Genomic DNA, 16,284 nt, shown 5'->3' with positions numbered 1-16,284 from the left:
GCACCGTGCGCGGTACGTACTGCGACTGCCCGCCGCTGCGGTACTGCGCCGCCCCCCCCCCCCCCCCCCCCCCCTTCCACCCCCCCCCCCCCCCCCCCCCCCCCCCCCCCCCCCGGGCCCCTGGCCGCGCGGGCGGCGGCACACGGGCGTCCTCGGCCGCGCCTGCGGCAGATGCCGGGTGAACGGCAGTCGTCCCGCGGCCGTTCAGGGCGTGCGCGTCGGAGCGAGCCGTGCGCGCCGGGCCGTGGCCGCGAAGGCCCCCGCGTCCTGCACCGCCGCCCCGTTCACGTCGTTGTTGAAGTACGCGAACACGTCCGCGGCCGGTGACCAGGTCCGCGCGATCCGCTCGGCCCACGTCCTCAGCGACCGCTCGCCGTAGCGCGGCCAGGCCTTCGCGCGGCCCTCGTGGAAGCGGACGTACCCCCAGTCCGCGGTCCGCCACAGCGGGGCGGCCGGGCGGGCGCGGACGTCGGCCCAGCACAGGGCGGCCCGCCGGGCCTCCAGTACCTCCCGGACCCCGGACGTCCACCAGGAGTCGTGCCGCGGCTCGACGGCGACCCGGACGTCCGGCGGGAAGCAGGCGAGGCACGCGTCCAGCAGACCGGGGTCGGCGCGCAGGTTCGGCGGGAGCTGGAGCAGCACCGGCCCGAGGCGGTCACCGAGGCCTGCCGCGTGGCTCAGCAGCCGGCCGACCGGCTCCTCGGGGGTCCTCAGCCGCTTGATGTGGGTGAGGTAGCGGCTCGCCTTCACCGCGACCACGAAGTCGCCGGGCAGCCGCTCCCGCCAGGCCTCGAAGTTCTCCCGTGTCGGCAGCCGGTAGAAGGCGTTGTTGATCTCGACCGTGGCGAAGCGGGCCGCGTACTCCTCCAGCCAGAGCCGTACGGGCACGCCGGGCGGGTACAGGACACCGCGCCAGTCCCGGTACTGCCACCCCGACGTGCCGACGTACAGGGTCATGCCTCCATCAAAGCACTCAGAGGTACAGCCCCGCGTCCGCGTCCGCGCGCGGTTCCGGCAGGGCGGTCGGGGACGTGCCGCGGCGCAGCGCGTACAGCTCGGCCAGGGTGGCGCCCTCGCGGCCGACGCCCTCCTCGGTGCCCAGCCAGCCCACCGCCTCCTCGCGGGTGAGGCGGCCGACCTCGATCCGGGCCAGACAGCGGCCGGGCCGTACGACGGCGGGGTGCAGGCGTTCCAGGTCCTCGTTGGTGGTGACCGCGACCAGGACGTTGCGCCCCTGGCCGAGCAGGCCGTCGGTGAGGTTCAGCAGCCGGGAGAGGGCCTGGCCCGCGGTGTGCTTGGCCTCGCCGCGGATCAGTTCGTCGCAGTCCTCCAGGAGCAGCAGCCGCCAGCGGCCCTTGCCCGTGGAGTCGTCCTCGCCGATCGCGATGTCCATCAGATAGCCGACGTCGCCGAACAGCCGCTCCGGGTCCAGGACGCAGTCCACCTGGCACCAGTCCCGCCAGGAACGGGCGAGGGTGCGCAGCGCGGACGTCTTGCCGGTGCCCGGCGGGCCGTGCAGGAGCAGCAGCCGGCCCGCGATGTCCTCCGGGGTCGTCTTCATCAGCCGGTCCATCGCGTCCGCCACCGGCGCGGTGTAGTTGGGCCGCACCTCCTCCCAGGTGCCCGCCGAGATCTGGCGGGTGGTGCGGTGCGGGCCGCGCCGGGGGGAGACGTACCAGAACCCCATCGTCACGTTCTCCGGCTGCGGTTCGGGCTCGTCCTCCGCGCCGTCCGTGGCCTTTCCCAGCACCTCGGCGGCCAGTTCGGCGGTGGTCGCGGTGACCGTCACATCGGCGCCCCGGTTCCAGCGGGAGACCAGCAGCGTCCAGCCGTCGCCCTCGGCGAGGGTCGCGCTGCGGTCCTCGTCGCGGGCCACGCGCAGCACCTTGGCGCCCTGGGGGAGCAGGGTCGCGCCGGACCGTACGCGGTCGATGTTCGCCGCGTGCGCGTACGGCTGCTCGCCCGTCGCGAAACGGCCGAGGAACAGCGCGTCGACGACATCGGAGGGCGAGTCCGAGTCGTCGACGTTGAGCCGGATCGGCAGGGCGTCCTGCGGGTGAGCTGACATGGGGCCATGATCCGTCACAAGTGCCCGGTGTGCACCCGGTTTCCACCGGGTGGTCCCGCCGACGCCGCCGCCCGCGACGGGGCTTCGGGAGCGAGCCGGACGAAGGGCGTACGGACGTCCGGTCAGCTGTCCCGCCGTCGTGCGGCGCGCTCACGCAGGCGCCGCACCGGGACCAGCAGGAGAGTGAGCGCGCTGACCGCGGCCACGACGACGATGCCGCCGCGCACCGACCACAGGTCCAGGGCCAGCATGCCGTGGACCACCAGCATGTCGACGACGATCGCCCCGCCCAGCGCGGCGATGGCGCGCCCCAGGGGGTCCGGTCCGCGCAGGACCACGGAGAAGGCCGCGGCCGGTGCCCCGAGCAGGAAGAACAGGGTGAACGGGCCGCGTACCGGCGAGTCGGAGCCGCTCAGCGCGAGCAGCGCACCCGCGCACACGGCGGCCGTCGCGGTGCCGGCGAGCAGGGTGAGCAGGTCCCGCGCCGCTCCGGGTCCCGCCCGCTCGGCGTCGTCCGCCGGGACCGGCCTGTCGCCTTTCGCGCCTTTGGCGCCCATGGTCTGCATAGCGACGTTTCCCCCCGAAGCGCCGGATGCCGGGCTTCAATGTCGCGCAGCCGCCGGCGAGCGTCAAGACGGGGAGGGGCCTCGGAACAGTTGTTCTCGCCGGGGGCCGGGGGCGGTCCGGCCGGCGCGGGCGTGCTCCCCGGAAGCAGTGGGGTACCCCGGGGAACACGCCGGTCACAGGGGGCTCGCCGGTGTCACCCGACGAGTCCCGTCGGCCCGGCGGCCGCGCGGCCGCCGGGCTTCACGGCGTCAGGGGATCAGCTTCAGCAGGCGGTTGGGCGAGCCGCTGCCGGGGCTGGTGACCTTGCCGGTGGTGGCGCCCGAGGTCAGCGCCGTGGCGACCTGGGCCGGGGTGGCCGAGGTGTGGTTCGCGAGGTACACGGCCGCCGCGCCCGCGACGTGCGGGGTCGCCATCGAGGTGCCGGAGATGGTGTTGGTGGCGGTGTCGGAGGTGTGCCAGCCGGCCGTGATGGACGAGCCGGGCGCGAACAGGTCCAGGACCGAGCCGTAGTTGGAGTAGCTCGCCCGGGCGTCCGTGCTGGTCGTGGCGCCGACCGTGAGGGCCTGGGTGACGCGGGCGGGGGAGTACGAGGAGGCGTTGGCGTTGCTGTTGCCCGCGGCGACCGCGAAGGTCACGCCGCCCGCGATGGAGTTGCGCACGGCCGTGTCGAGCGTGGTGGACGCGCCGCCGCCCAGGGAGAGGTTGGCGACGGAGGGGCCGCTGTGGTTCGCGGTCACCCAGTCGATGCCCGCCACGACGCCCGCGGTGGTGCCCGAGCCGCTGTTGTTCAGCACCCGGACGGCGACGATCCGCGCCTTCTTGGCGACGCCGTACGTGGAGCCCGCGATCGTGGTGGCCACATGGGTGCCGTGGCCGTTGCCGTCGGAGGCGGTGGTGTCGCCGTCGACGGCGTCGTAGCCGTAGGAGGCCCGGCCGCTGATCTGGGCGTGGGTGATGCGCACGCCGGTGTCGATCACATACGCCGTCACTCCGCTGCCGGCGGAGTCGGGGTAGGTGTAGGTGCCGGAGAGCGGCAGGGAGGTCTGGTCGATGCGGTCCAGACCCCACGGGGCGTTGCTCTGGGTGACGTCGGAGGCCGTCACGACCTGGTCCTGCTCGACCGCGGCCACCGACGGGTTGGCCGCGAGCCGCCGCGCCTCGGCGGCGGAGAGCGTGGCGGCGTAACCGTTCAGCGCGGCGCCGTACGTCCTGCGCACCGTGCCGCCGTAGGCCTTGATGAGGCCCTTGCCGATGGTCGAGGACGCCTTGAAGCCCGCGCCCCGCTTCAGCGTGACGAGGTAGCTGTCCTTGACCGCGGTGGGAGAGTTCGCGGCCAGGACCCGGCCCTCGGCCGGGGCGGCCTGGGCGGGGAGGGCGGTCGGCCCGCCGACGAGGGCGGCGGTCGCCAGACCGGTGATCGCGGCGAGCCGGATCTTGTTTCTCCGCAGGTGTGCCATTACGAGGTGGTCCTCCTCTAGGCGGCACGCGTCCGGTGGGGCGCGTGTCTGTGGGGGTGTGCGTGTGGTGGCGCGGTCAAAGCCTTGCCGCGCGGTCCATGCCGGACAAGGGAGTTGAGGGGGTGTCAACAAACCTGTCATGAACGCGTAATCGAACGCACGGCGAACACACAGGAAGCGCTCCAGGGAGACCCGAGAGCTCTTTGATTTTTGGCATGGACACTTCCAGTCAACACGCGTAGCTGCTACCACAGTTATGGCAGAGATCCTGCTAAACGGAGGTTCCATGAGACGTTACGGACTTGTCGTATACGTAAGTTCACTCCTCCTCGCCATCGGCACCGCCCTCACCGGGGCCGCCACGGCACAGGCCGCCGAGTCCGCCGCGGTGTCCTACGTGGCACTCGGCGACTCGTACTCCTCGGGTGTCGGGGCCGGCAGCTACATCGGCTCCAGCGGCGACTGCAAGCGCAGCACGAAGGCGTACCCCTACCTGTGGGCGGCCGCCAACTCACCCTCGTCGTTCGCCTTCAACGCCTGCTCGGGCGCCCGAACGGATGATGTTCTGGCCGGGCAGCTGGGCTCGCTCAACTCCGGCACCGGTCTGGTCTCCATCAGCATCGGCGGCAACGACGCGGGCTTCGCCGACGTCATGACGACCTGTGTGCTCTCGTCCGACAGCACCTGTCTGTCCCGCATCAACACCGCCCGGGCCTACGTCGACTCGACACTGCCCGGCAAGCTCGACGGGGTCTACTCGGCGATCCGCACCCGTGCCCCCTCTGCACGGGTCGTCGTCATCGGCTACCCCCGCTTCTACAAGCTCGGCACCAGCTGCCTCGGCCTGTCGGAGGCCAAGCGGTCCGCCATCAACGCCGCCTCCGACCACCTGAACAGCGCCATCGCGCAACGCGCCGCCGCCCACGGCTTCGTCTTCGGCGATGTGCGCGGCACCTTCACCGGGCACGAGATCTGCTCCGGCAGTGCCTGGCTGCACAGTGTCAACTGGCTCAACATCGGCGAGTCCTACCACCCGACGGCCTCCGGCCAGTCGGGCGGCTACCTGCCGGTCATGCGGAACGCCGCCTGAGTCTCACTCGGTCGGCGAAGCACTGGGGGAGGCCTCGCCCGTCGGGGTCTCCTCCGTCTCACAGGTGACGGAGAACGCCACATAGTTCGACGTCGCCCGGACCGGGTCACGCACCTCGACACCCAGCTCGTCGGAGTACGTTCCGCTGTTCGCGTACGTCGTCACGATCACCGTGTCCTGCCCGGTGTGCGGGCCGCCCTCGGGCAGCGACAGCGTCTTCCAGCCGCCCGCCATCACGTCCCCGCCGCGCGTCACCCACCGGTAGCCGACCTGCGCCGGGAGCCGGCCCACCGTGAACGTCGCCGTGAACGAGGGCGCCTCGGCCTGCGGCGGCGGACAGGTTCCCGTGTAGTCCGTCCGGGTGCCCGCCACGCTCACCTGGACCGACTGCGGGGGCGGAGTGCTCGACGGCGACGCGCTCGTCGCGCTCGGCGTCGGCGTCGGCTCGGGGGTGTCCGACGGCTTCTCGCTCGCGCTGGGCGACACCGCCGGGCCCGTGCGGCTCTGTGTGCTCCCGCCGCCGGGGTCCCCGCCACCGCCGTCCCGGTTGAGCAGGGCGTAGGTCAGCCCGGCGACGGCCAGGGCCAGCACCACGCTCCCGGCGACCAGGGCCGTGGCGGCGCGCCGGTTGCGCGGCGGCGGCCCGGTCCGCGTCGTGGCCGTGCCGCCGGGCGGGGGCACGGGGGTGGCCGCCTCGCGCAGCGGACGCACGGGCGTGGTCGGCCCGGCCGGCGGCGGCCCCACGATCGTCGGGGCGGTCGAGGCGGACCAGGCGGCATCGGAGCGCGGGGTACCGCCCGCCGCCACCAGCCGCAGGTCGCGCTCGGCCTGCTCGGCCGACGTCCGCTCGGCGGGGTCCTTGCGCAGCAGCCCGGCGATGACCGGGCCGAGCGCCCCGGCGCGGCGCGGCGGCGGCAGCTCCTCGTCGACGATCGCGCGCAGGGTGCTCAGCGGTGTGTCATGACGGAACGGCGAGATCCCCTCGACCGCCGCGTACAGCAGCACCCCCAGGGACCACAGGTCGGAGGCCGGTCCCGGGGTGCGGCCCAGCGCCCGCTCCGGCGCCAGGAACTCCGGCGAGCCCACCACCTCCCCGGTCATGGTCAGCGCCGAGCTGCCCTCGACCGTGGCGATCCCGAAGTCGGTCAGCACCACCCGGCCGTCGTTCGCCATCAGCACGTTGCCCGGCTTCACGTCCCGGTGCAGCACCCCCGCCTCATGGGCCGCGTGCAGCGCGGACAGCACCTCGGCACCGATCAGCGCCGCCCGGCGCGGGTCCAACGGGCCCTCGGCCTCCAGCAGTTCGGCGAGCGAGATGCCCCGGACCAGTTCCATCACGATCCACGGCCGGCCGTCCTCGGTGGCCACGTCGTACACCGTCACCACATTGCGGTTCGCCACCCGCGCGGCCGCCCACGCCTCGCGCTCCAGCCGCGCGTACAGCCGCTCCACGTCGGAGGCCGGCAGCCCGGCGGGCGCGCGGACCTCCTTGACGGCGACCTCGCGCATGAGGATCTCGTCCCGGGCCCGCCACACCGTCCCCATCCCGCCCTCGCCGAGGGGGGACAGGAGCCGGTAGCGGCCCGCGATCACACGCTCATTGCCCGGTGACTCCGACACGGGCACCCCCAATCGACGCCGCGGGAGTCATGTCCCGTCCGATGTGGTCCCGTCTGATTTCTCCCCAAAAGTAGCTCAGCCGATCGCGGATGCCGCCCCCTTGAACAGCAAAGCCGCCCCGAGCACCAGTACGACCATCGCCGAGACCAGCGGCAGCGCGCGGCGCGCCCGGGCCACCAGCGGGTGCGCCGACCAGCGCGGCCGCCGCTCCAGGGCCTGTACGGCCCGCCCGCCGAGCCGTACGACGGCGAACCCGGCCGCGGTGAGCGTCAGCGCGAGCCCCGCGCCGTAGGCGACCACCAGCAGCAGTCCGAACCAGGCGTGCCCCATCGCCGCCGCCCCGACCAGCACGACCACCGCGGACGGGCTGGGCACCAGGCCGCCCGCGAAGCCCAGGAGAAGGGTGCCGCGCAGGGTGGGGGCGATGGAGTGGGTGTGGGTGAGGCCGTTGTGGGTGTGGGTGTGCGTGTGCGTGTGACCTGTGTGATCCGTGGTCGCGTGGGTGTGCGTGGGGCCGGTGTGCGGGTGGGCGTACGTGTGCGAGGCGGGCTGCTCGGCGAGGTGGTGGTGATGCGCGTGCTCGTCGTGACCGTGACCGTGACCGTGGCCGTGGCCGTGGCCGTGGCCGTCGCCGTGGTCATGGCTGTGACCGTGACCGGGTGCCCCGACGAGGGCCAGCCGCCGGGCGGGGACCTCGGGATGCGGGTGCGGGTGCGGATCTGGGCCCGGGCCAGGGTCCGGGTCCGGATGCGGATGGGTGTGGCCGTGCGAGTGGCCGTGCCCGTCTCCGTGCCCGCCGCGCCACGCCCTGCGGACGAGGGCCAGCCCGGCCCCCGTCACCAGCGCCCCGCTCGCGATGCCCAGCCAGGAGATCACCGAGGGCGCGGCCGCGGAACCGGCCGTGACCAGCAGGCCGAGGGCGACCACGCCGAGCGTGTGGGTGACGGTCACCGAGGCGGCCAGGGGCAGCACGTCGCGCGGCCGGGCGCGGCCGCCGCGGGCCGCCGCCGTCGCGGCCATCAGCGTCTTGCCGTGTCCCGGCGCCAGGGCGTGCATCGCCCCCAGGGCCACGGCGATCAGCAGCGCCAGCGCCGCGAAGCCGAGGGTGAGGTCCTGCCGGGCGACCAGGGAGTCCAGGGCCCGGGTGAACCGGTCGGCCCCGCGCGGCAGGATCGAGGAGGCCGGGGCGTCCCCGTTCTCCTCCGCCAGGGCCGGGCCACCCGGCCGCACCGACAGGGACGCGGTCGAGGTGTCGGCCGGTGAGGACAGCAACTCCTCCGGGTACTCGGTGAGTTCGCCCGAGACGGAGTCGCGCGGCACGTCCGACTCCGTGAGGGTCGTCCGGTCGCCCCGCGCGGTCACCTCCCGCCAGCCCGGCCCGGACGAGGCCCCCGCCGCGCGGAAGCCGACCGTGACGTCCTCGCCCTCCGGCAGCGGCGCGGAGAGCCGGCACTCCAGACGCAGGGTGTCCAGTCCGGCCTGGCCGGGCAGCGTCCGCGCCCGGCTCGAGGTCACGGACAGCGCGACCGTGCGGCCCGCCACCTCGACCTCACTGTCCCGCGCGGCCGTCGCGCACCGCACCCGCGCCCACGCGGCGAGGCCGGACCTCTTGATCTGGGGGCCCGCCTGGGTGGCGGGGATCTCGGCGAGGTCCTCGACATGGTCGACGCGGAGCTCACCGGGGGCCGCGACCAGGCCGTCGTAGCGATTCACGGTGAAGTTCCCGAGCGGATGCGCGCTCGCGGCCCCGGCGGGGGCCAGCACCAGCGCGCCGACGGCCGCGAGCAGGACGCCCGCGGTGACGAGCCCGCGGCGGCGGACCGTCGCGCGGCCGGGGGCGGACCCGTGCGACCGGGCCGTCGGGCGGTCCGCGGCGTCGGCGGGCGCGGGGGACGTGGTCACTTCGCGGCCTCCAGGGTCTTCAGTGCCGCCCGGGCCTGCCGGGCGCCCAGCGGGGAGAAGCCGGGGTTGAGCGCGAGGGCCTTCTCCAGATGGGTCCGGGCCGCCCGCTCCTGGCCCGCGGCCAGTTCGACGACGCCCCGGTGGAAGTGGAACGCGGCGTTGCGGTAGCCGGTCGCCGTGGCGCGCCGGGCGTACGGGAGGGCCTCCGCGTCACGGCCGTTGACGTGCAGCGCCCAGGCGAGGGCGTCGGCGGTGTGGACGGTCCGGCGGCGGGACCACTCGGCGCGGGCGGCGCGCAGGGCGGCGGCCCGGTCGCCGTGGTCGGCGGCGGCGAGCGCGGTGTCGAGGTCCACGTCGACACCGCCCGCGCGGGCCAGCGCCGTCCAGGCGTCCACGAGGGCGTACTGGTCGCGGGCCCTGACCCGGTCGCCCGGCCCGCCGCGCGCCTCGTACAGCTCGCCCAGCGCCACCAGCGGTCCGGGCAGCGGGGCCCGTGCCACCACCCGCTCCAGACCCTCGATCGCGACGGCCCGCTGTCCGCTCGCCGCCTGGGCGCGGGCGCGGCCCTCCAGCGCCGGGAGGTAGTTCTCGTCCGCGGCCAGGGCACGCCCGTAGTGGCGCAGGGCGACCGCGTACTCGCCCTCGTTCCAGGCGAGCTGGCCGAGCTGGGCGGAGACGTAGGCGATGTCGCCGGGGGCCGTCGCCCCGGCCAGGGCCTGCTCCAGCACCCGGCGGGCGTCGGCCACGTCACCGCGCAGCTCCCGCACGTACGCGTACCGGGTGAACACCGGGATACCGGGCCGCCGGTCGTCGGCCGTGGCGGCGGCCCGCGCGGCCTCGTCGTAACGGCCGAGCTCGACGAGCGCGTCGACCCGGGTGCACAGCGCCCGTTCGCTGTACGGGTTCTCCTTCAGCGCCCGGTCGGCGTCCGCGAGGGCGCCGGTGAAGTCGTGCCGCGCCGCGGCGAGCGCGGCCCGGCCGGCCAGGGCCTGGTCGTTGCCGGGCCTGAGGTCCAGCGAACGCTTCAGCGCCGCCTCGGCCTCCGGGTAGCGCGAGGGGTCCCCGTCGGTCCTGGCCTGCTCGACGTAGGCGAGGGCGAGGGCCGACCAGCCGCTGAAATCCCGCGGCTGGGTGCGCAGATGGGCCTGGAGGGTGGTGACGCTCGCCGCGTCCGCGCGCCCCGCCCAGGGGGCGGCCGTGGCGGCGGCCTCCTGCCGTCCGCCGGCGTTCCCCAGGGCGACGGATCCCGCGGTGAGGGCCACGGCCAGCAGCAGGGCGGGCACGGCCGCCCGCGCGGCCCGCCGCCGCTTCGACGGCGCGGCGGCCTCAGTGTCGTGCGTTCCCGGGGTCATCGCCCTCTCCTGGGTCGGGTGCGTGCTCGTCGGGGAGGCGCGGCCCGCGCCGTGGGGGATGGGAGGTGTGCGGGCCGCGCCGGTCCTTGGGTCTGCGGGTGAGGGGGCCGGGGCGGGCGTGGTACCCGCCCGTCGGGCCGCGCGAGTCGGCGGCCCTGTATACGGCCCCGCTCCCCGGGGCGCTCAGTACGCCCGTCCCCGCATGCGACGCCACCACATCAGGCCTCCGCCGATCAGCAGGATGCCGAGGGCACCGGCACCGGCGGAGCCCGCGATCAGCGCGGTGTCGTCCATGCCGCCGTCGGTCCCGACCGGCTGGAGCGCGTCGCCGAGCTGGCTGCGCACGTCCGTACCCGAGGTGGTCCCCTTCGCCAGCGGCCCGCGCGAGCCCTCGGTGGGCAGCGCGACGTACGGGAACTTCTTCTCGAAGGCCTTGTCGTTCTTGTCGACCGCGTCGCCCAGGTCGTTCTTCGCGCCGAGCAGTTCGCCCTCGACCACCTGGAGCGAGGCGTCGATCACGTCGTCGGTGAGCCGGCGGCCGTTCGGGAAGCCCGCGTTGTCGCCGTCGAGCACGCCGAGCCGCTTGGGGCTCTTGGCGGGCGCGATCGAGGTGTTGAGGCGCAGCATCTCCGAAGGACGCACGTGCGGGGGCTGGTTGAGGCCCTTGACGCCCTTGAGGAACACGTCGACGAGGTCGTTGCGCGGCTCGGCCGGGGCCTTGATCTTGTAGATCGCCTCGATGAGCTTGGGCAGTTCGGGGTTGGTGACGTTCTTCAGGAACTTCGCGTCGTCCCAGGGCGCGCTGGCGTTGAACTTGTCCTTGTCGCCGATCGGGTTGACGACCTCGTTGACCAGCGGGCTGCCGAGGCGCGAGACCTGGGTGAAGTAGCCCTGGGCGTTCTTGCGCTGGGTGGTCGACCAGATGCCCACCACCGGCTGGTGCTCCGACTGCCGGATCATGTGGTTCGGGACCTGGAGGGCGATGGAGTTGACGTTGTAGCCCTTGAGCGTGTCGTTGCCGACCTCGGAGAGGTTCCCGCCGTACAGCAGGTCGAAGACCCTGAGGTCCAGGAAGAACGGGTCGTCGGCCTGTCCGGCGAACGCCGTCGAGCCGCCCGCCAGCTTGTGCACGGCCTGCGACCGCAGCTTGGCGTAGTCCGGCATGGACGCCTTGCCGACGTTGGACGGGGCGACCGGCACATCGTCGGCGATCTTCGTGCGCGAGCTCAGCTTCTGGTGCTTCAGCCGCAGCAGTTCGACGTCGTAGGTCTGCGTGATGTTGAGGTCCGGGTCGTCGAGGCTCTCGACGGCACCGGTGTTGTAGAGGAAGGTCCGCTTGTTCTTGACGTGCGTCTTGAACGTGAAGCGGTAGAGCAGGTCGCCCTGCGCGTCGCCGTCGCTGTCGATGTGGATGTCGTACTGGGCGTCCTCGGCGAACGGGAAGAAGTTCGGTCCGCCGGCGGGCTCCTCGAACGGGATCCAGTTGGCGACGATGGTGGTCGTGTCCGGCTTGTCCGGGCTCACGAACGCGTACACGTCGGTGTTGTCGTACTGCGGCTGCCCCGAGATCAGCGGGGCCTCCCGGTGGCTGGAGGCGGAGGCCGTCCGCGGTTCCAGCGCGGTCGCACCGGCGGCCGCGAGCCCACCGGCGGCCAGCGCGCCGCATATGAGGCTCGCGACGCCCTTGCGTCCCGATCCGCTCCTGGAGATAGGTGTCATGCCGTCCGTCCTCAGTGCCGAGTTGCCTGACGTCGGGAGATTCGGAACGGTGCGCGGGGCGGATTGGTCCGTCCGGAAAAATCTTGGAAATCTTGTTTTCCCGGTCCCGGGCCCGCGTTTTCGCCACCCTGATCCGTAACACCATCCGGAGGTGCGTTCGGTGCGAATGCCTGGTGTGACGGGACAGGGCGGCCGGTGCGGCCGGCGAGAGGGGGAAGGCGTGCGGGAACAGGCGGCGGACGAGCTGCTGCTGCGCGTCGCCAGGGGCGATCAGCGGGCGTTCGAGCAGCTGTACCAAGTGGTGTCCGGACCGGTGTTCGGTCTGGTCCGGCGGGTCGTGCGGGACCCGGCGCAGACGGAGGAGGTGGCGCAGGAGGTGCTGCTCGAACTCTGGCGCTCCGCCGCCCGGTTCGACCCGGGACGCGGTTCCGCGCTGGCCTGGGTGCTCACCCTCGCCCATCGCCGTGCCGTCGACCGGGTGCGCAGCGCCCGCGCGGCCGGGGAGCGCGAGCAGCGCGAGGCCCTGCGCTCCGGCGGGCCCGCCTTCGACCAGGTCGCGGAGGAGGTGGAGGCCGGCCTGGAGCGCGAGTGGGTGCGCCGCTGCCTGGACCGGCTGACCGCGCTGCAACGCCAGTCGGTGACGCTCGCCTACTACGACGGCTACACCTACCGCGAGGTCGCCGAGCGCCTGAAACTGCCGCTGGGCACGGTGAAGACACGTATGCGCGACGGCCTGACCCGGCTGCGCGAGTGCCTGGGAGGTGCGGCATGAGCCTGATCGACCGTCTGCTGGGCCGGACCGACCTGCACTCGCTGGCCGCCCCCTACGCGCTGGACGCCCTCGACGCGGACGAACGCCGCCGCTTCGAACGGCATCTGGCGGGCTGTGAGCGCTGCGCCGGGGAGGTGCGGGCCCTGTCGGAGGACGCCGTGCGGCTCGCCTGGTCCACCGCGGCCGCGCCGCCCGCCGCCCTGCGCGACCGGGTCCTGGCCGCCGTGGCCACCACCGCGCAGGAGCCGGTCGCCGCCGCTCCGGAGCGTGCCGGGCGGCTGCCCGCCCATGTCTGGGGCACGGAACCGCCGCCGGGACGCATCCGTGCGCCCCGGCCGCGCCCCCTGCTGATGCCGTTCGCCACCGTCACGGCCGCCGCGGCGCTCGTCGTCGCCGCGTTGTTCGCCGTACAGGCGAACGACACGCAGAAGCGACTGGACGCCGAGCGGGACCGGGCACGTGAGATCGCCCACGTTCTCGCCGCTCCCGACGTGCGGACGGCCGCCTCGCGGGACGACGGGGGCCGAAGTATCGGAGCGATCGCCTCCGCATCGGAGGGGCGCGCGGTGGTGACCCTGAGCGGATACGGCGAACCTTCGGGCGACCGCGTACACCAGCTGTGGGTCATGCGCCCCGATGCGCGGCCCCGCTCCCTGGGCCTGTTCGAGGGCGACACGCCCCTGGTCGCGGCCGGTCTCGACCTGTCCTCCACGTCACTCGCCGTAACCGTCGAGCCCGACGGCGGCTCAACGCAGCCCACTTCACAGCCGGTTGTCCAACTCGCCCTGGAATCGCTCGGATTCGGAGAGTGACGGCCGAGGAGTCGTCAACACCCTTACGGGGAAGGTGAATCCTGTGACCGCGATACACGAGTGCCCCGACGGGGCGATAGGGTTACCCTGCCCGTGGGCCGGGTGGACTCGTACGGGTGGGGAGTGACATGGAACAGATAACTGTGCGCAGGGCGAGGGTCCCTGCCATCACCTGCGGGAGCAGCGCGACCAGTTCGCGCCTCGACCGCCATCTCTCGGTGCTCGGCGGTCCCGCCGTGCCGCAGCAGAAGGCGGCCGAGGCGACCTTGCTGATGCGTGAGCTGACCGCCCGTGAGCCCGAGCGCCACCGGGGCAGCCGCGCGCGGATGAGCCGCGTCTCACTGTTCGCACCGCTGCGCCGCCTGCGCCGCACGCTCTTCGGCGGTCACTGAGCCGTCCCACCCCGGGGCAGCCCCCGGGGCCCGCGCTCAGGCGGCCACACCGTCCCTGCGCAGCGCCGCGATCTCGCCGTCCGTCATCCCCGCGGCGCGCAGCACCGCCTCGGTGTGCTGCCCGAGCGCGGGCACATCGCCCATTCGCGCCTCGCCCCCACCCGGCAGCGTGATCGGCGGCAGCAGCGCGCGCAGCGGCCCGGCCGGCGACCCCACCTCCCGCCACCGCTCGCGCGCCGCCAGCTGCGGATGCGCCGCCACCTCCGCCACGTCCCTCAGCCGTGCGCAGGCGATGCCCGCGCCCTCCAGCCGGGCCATCGCCTCGTCGGTGTCCAGCACCCCCAGCGCCTTCGCCACGGCGGCGTCCGTGCGCTCGCGGTTCGTCACCCGCGCCGCGTTCGTCGCGAACTCCGGGTCCGTGCCCAACTCCGGCTCTCCCACGACCTGTTCGACCAGCCGCCGCCACTCCCGGTCGTTCTGCACCGACAGCAGCACCCGCCCGCCGTCGGCCGTGCCGTACGCGTCGTAGGGGGCGATCACGGCGTGTCCGAGTCCGGTGCGCGCCGGGGCGGAGCCGCCGTGCATCGTGTGATGCAGCGGATGTCCCATCCACTCCGTGAGCGCGTCCAGCATGGAGACCTCCACCGGCCCGCCCCGGCCGGTCGTCCCGCGCCGCACCAGCGCCGCCAGCACCCCGGAGAAGGCGTACATCGCCGCCGCGATGTCGGCCGCCGGGATGCCCGCCTTCACCGGCTGCCCGGGCGTCCCCGTCACCGACACCAGCCCCGCCTCGCACTGCACGAGCATGTCGTAGGCCCGCTTGTCCGCGTACGGCCCCGACGGCCCGTAGCCCGAGATGTCCACCGCGACCAGCCGCGGGTGCGCCGCGCACAGCGTCGCCGCGTCCAGGCCGAGCCGGGCCGCCGCGCCCCGGGCGAGGTTCTGCACGAACACGTCCGCCTCGCCGACCAGCCGCCGTACGACGTCCAGCCCGCGCGGGTCCTTGAGGTCCAGCGCGACCGACTCCTTGCCGCGGTTGCACCACACGAAGTGCGAGGCGAGCCCCTGGGCCGCCGTGTCGTAGCCGCGGGCGAAGTCGCCGCCGTCGACCCGCTCCACCTTGATCACCCGCGCGCCGAGGTCGGCGAGCTGACGGGTGGCGAAGGGGGCCGCGACGGCCTGCTCGACGGCGACGACGGTGATGCCCTCCAGGGGCAGGGGGAGTCGGTCCATGGGGTGGATCATCACCCGTGACCGGCCGCCGTGTCAGTGGCGGCCGGCGTTCCGCCCGTGTGAGGCGGCGCACGGCGGCTCAGATCAGGGTGAACTGACCCTCCGGGCCCTCCTCCGCATGATCCAGGACCGATGCGGGCCGGCGCGACGAGGGAGGCGGCGGCAGCACCCCCGCCGTGTGCAGGTCCCCGGCGGTGACCGAGGTCCTCGACGCGGCCGGCACGGGGACGAGTTCGGCCAGCAGCGCCAGTACGGTGATCAGCTCCAGCAGCTCCGACGTCCGGGCCTGGGGCCAGCCGACGGGGCGGAGGGCGTCCAGGGTGCCCGCGGGGGCGTCCGCCGTGCGCGCTGTGAACCATGCCTCCAGCACCCGGGTGCCCTCCACCTCGAAGTCCCAGGCCTGCGGCGGGACCGGGGAGACGCGGCCCTCGTCCAGGTGGAGGACCTCCTCCTCGCGGTCGTACAGGAGCGTGAGCGGGCGGGCCGGCAGGGGCGCGCGGACATAGGGGCGGCGGCCGCCGGGGAGTTTGGGGCGCTCGCCGTCGCGGCGCATGAGCCAGAGCAGGCGGTGGCCCCGCTGTACGCCCCGCTCCCAGGCACCGGCGTCCTCGGTGAGCGGCACCGTGAGGTCGGGGCGGGTGGCCGCCATGATCCAGGCCAGGATGTCCCCGGCCGTGACCTCGAGGCCCAGGCGGGCGGAGAGATGGCCGGTGAGCCCGGGGGCGAGATTGGGTTCCGCGCCGCCGGGGCGGCGGTAGAGCGGCCGGACACGGCCCCGGCGGGGCAGGGGGAACAGGGAGGTGGCGAGCAGCGGGAGGCCCGGGGTGTCGGACGTCTCGACCACGAAGACCTGGTGCTCGTCCGCCACCCGCCACAGCTCGGGGCGGGCCGCGTCGATCAGCCGGTGGTCGGGGATCAGCCACTGCTCGTCGAAGGGGGCGTGCAGCACACGTACGGGCTCCGGGCACGGGCCCGAGGCGCGGACCAGCCGCTCCGTGCCGCCGGCCCGGCCCGGCAGCTGGCCCACGGCGGTGTGCAGTCCGCGCGAGCGCGTCGGGGCGAACAGGGCCTCGCGGTCCGGCCCTTCGGCCTTCACCAGGGCCGCCCAGCGGGCCGTCAGAGCGGCCGGGTCCGGGGCCACCGGCCAGGAACGGCCCAGCCGCGGGGCTGCGACGGACCACGGCATGAGGTCCGCGAGCAGCGGAGCGTCGTCGTTCGTCACGCCCGGCATGGTACGACGGCCCGGCAACGCCGGGGGCTCCCCGGCGGACTCCCGTCCACCCCGTCGGGTCCGGCCCCG

Annotated in this window: 14 protein-coding genes; 4 read left to right on the top strand and 10 right to left on the bottom strand. The window is 74.3% G+C overall.

Features of this window, described 5'->3' with window-relative positions; genetic code table 11:
- Positions 1–204: 204 nt before the first annotated feature.
- The 4 genes from ACZ6SQ_RS03930 to ACZ6SQ_RS03915 form a co-directional block, all read right to left on the bottom strand.
- Positions 205–957 carry a DUF72 domain-containing protein gene (locus ACZ6SQ_RS03930; RefSeq protein WP_469556489.1) on the bottom strand — a complete coding sequence of 251 codons (753 nt, stop codon included), beginning with the start codon at positions 955–957 and terminating at the stop codon, positions 205–207.
- Between the two features lie 16 nt (positions 958–973).
- Positions 974–2,068, bottom strand: coding sequence for a DUF5925 domain-containing protein (locus ACZ6SQ_RS03925; protein ID WP_386377001.1), 1,095 nt, complete (start codon positions 2,066–2,068; stop codon positions 974–976).
- 122 nt (positions 2,069–2,190) lie between these two features.
- Positions 2,191–2,634, bottom strand: coding sequence for a hypothetical protein (locus tag ACZ6SQ_RS03920; protein WP_469556484.1), 444 nt, complete (start codon positions 2,632–2,634; stop codon positions 2,191–2,193).
- A gap of 249 nt (positions 2,635–2,883) precedes the next feature.
- Positions 2,884–4,092, bottom strand: coding sequence for a S8 family peptidase (locus tag ACZ6SQ_RS03915; protein WP_469556481.1), 1,209 nt, complete (start codon positions 4,090–4,092; stop codon positions 2,884–2,886).
- 286 nt (positions 4,093–4,378) lie between these two features.
- On the opposite strand from ACZ6SQ_RS03915, the gene ACZ6SQ_RS03910 reads away from it, so the two are divergent.
- On the top strand, positions 4,379–5,182 hold the full coding sequence (locus ACZ6SQ_RS03910; protein WP_469556478.1) for an SGNH/GDSL hydrolase family protein: 804 nt from the start codon (positions 4,379–4,381) through the stop codon (positions 5,180–5,182).
- Between the two features lie 3 nt (positions 5,183–5,185).
- Here ACZ6SQ_RS03910 and ACZ6SQ_RS03905 read toward each other — a convergent pair whose 3' ends face one another.
- From ACZ6SQ_RS03905 to ACZ6SQ_RS03890, 4 genes are all read right to left on the bottom strand, one after another.
- Positions 5,186–6,802, bottom strand: a complete 1,617-nt coding sequence (locus ACZ6SQ_RS03905) for a serine/threonine-protein kinase (RefSeq protein WP_469556475.1) — start codon at positions 6,800–6,802, stop codon at positions 5,186–5,188.
- Positions 6,803–6,877: 75 nt separating this feature from the next.
- Positions 6,878–8,566, bottom strand: a complete 1,689-nt coding sequence (locus ACZ6SQ_RS03900) for a nickel transporter (protein WP_469556619.1) — start codon at positions 8,564–8,566, stop codon at positions 6,878–6,880.
- 134 nt (positions 8,567–8,700) lie between these two features.
- Positions 8,701–10,116: a tetratricopeptide repeat protein gene (locus ACZ6SQ_RS03895; protein ID WP_469556618.1), complete on the bottom strand. Its 1,416-nt coding sequence runs from the start codon at positions 10,114–10,116 to the stop codon at positions 8,701–8,703.
- Between the two features lie 123 nt (positions 10,117–10,239).
- On the bottom strand, positions 10,240–11,775 hold the full coding sequence (locus tag ACZ6SQ_RS03890) for a DUF4331 domain-containing protein (protein WP_469556472.1): 1,536 nt from the start codon (positions 11,773–11,775) through the stop codon (positions 10,240–10,242).
- Positions 11,776–11,941: 166 nt separating this feature from the next.
- Between ACZ6SQ_RS03890 and ACZ6SQ_RS03885 the strand changes: the two genes are divergently transcribed.
- The 3 genes from ACZ6SQ_RS03885 to ACZ6SQ_RS03875 all read left to right on the top strand — a co-directional run bounded on the left by ACZ6SQ_RS03885 (position 11,942) and on the right by ACZ6SQ_RS03875 (position 13,751).
- Positions 11,942–12,547: a sigma-70 family RNA polymerase sigma factor gene (locus tag ACZ6SQ_RS03885; RefSeq protein WP_386377007.1), complete on the top strand. Its 606-nt coding sequence runs from the start codon at positions 11,942–11,944 to the stop codon at positions 12,545–12,547.
- Complete coding sequence (locus ACZ6SQ_RS03880) at positions 12,544–13,359, top strand: anti-sigma factor (RefSeq protein WP_469556469.1); 816 nt, start codon at positions 12,544–12,546, stop codon at positions 13,357–13,359. Before ACZ6SQ_RS03885 ends, ACZ6SQ_RS03880 begins: the two co-directional genes overlap by 4 nt.
- 128 nt (positions 13,360–13,487) lie before the next feature.
- On the top strand, positions 13,488–13,751 hold the full coding sequence (locus ACZ6SQ_RS03875; RefSeq protein WP_469556466.1) for a hypothetical protein: 264 nt from the start codon (positions 13,488–13,490) through the stop codon (positions 13,749–13,751).
- Between the two features lie 36 nt (positions 13,752–13,787).
- Here the strand turns inward: ACZ6SQ_RS03875 and ACZ6SQ_RS03870 are convergent, their stop codons facing one another.
- Both ACZ6SQ_RS03870 and ACZ6SQ_RS03865 read right to left on the bottom strand, forming a co-directional pair.
- A complete protein-coding gene (locus tag ACZ6SQ_RS03870; protein ID WP_469556463.1) occupies positions 13,788–14,984 on the bottom strand; it encodes a CaiB/BaiF CoA transferase family protein in 1,197 nt (398 codons plus the stop codon).
- 79 nt (positions 14,985–15,063) lie between these two features.
- Entirely contained in the window at positions 15,064–16,215 is a 1,152-nt protein-coding gene (locus ACZ6SQ_RS03865; protein ID WP_469556461.1) for a type ISP restriction/modification enzyme, read from the bottom strand.
- Positions 16,216–16,284: the final 69 nt, after the last annotated feature.

This window comes from Streptomyces sp. NPDC048600, from assembly GCF_055587025.1.
This window is presented reverse-complemented; position numbering and strand designations above follow the sequence as displayed.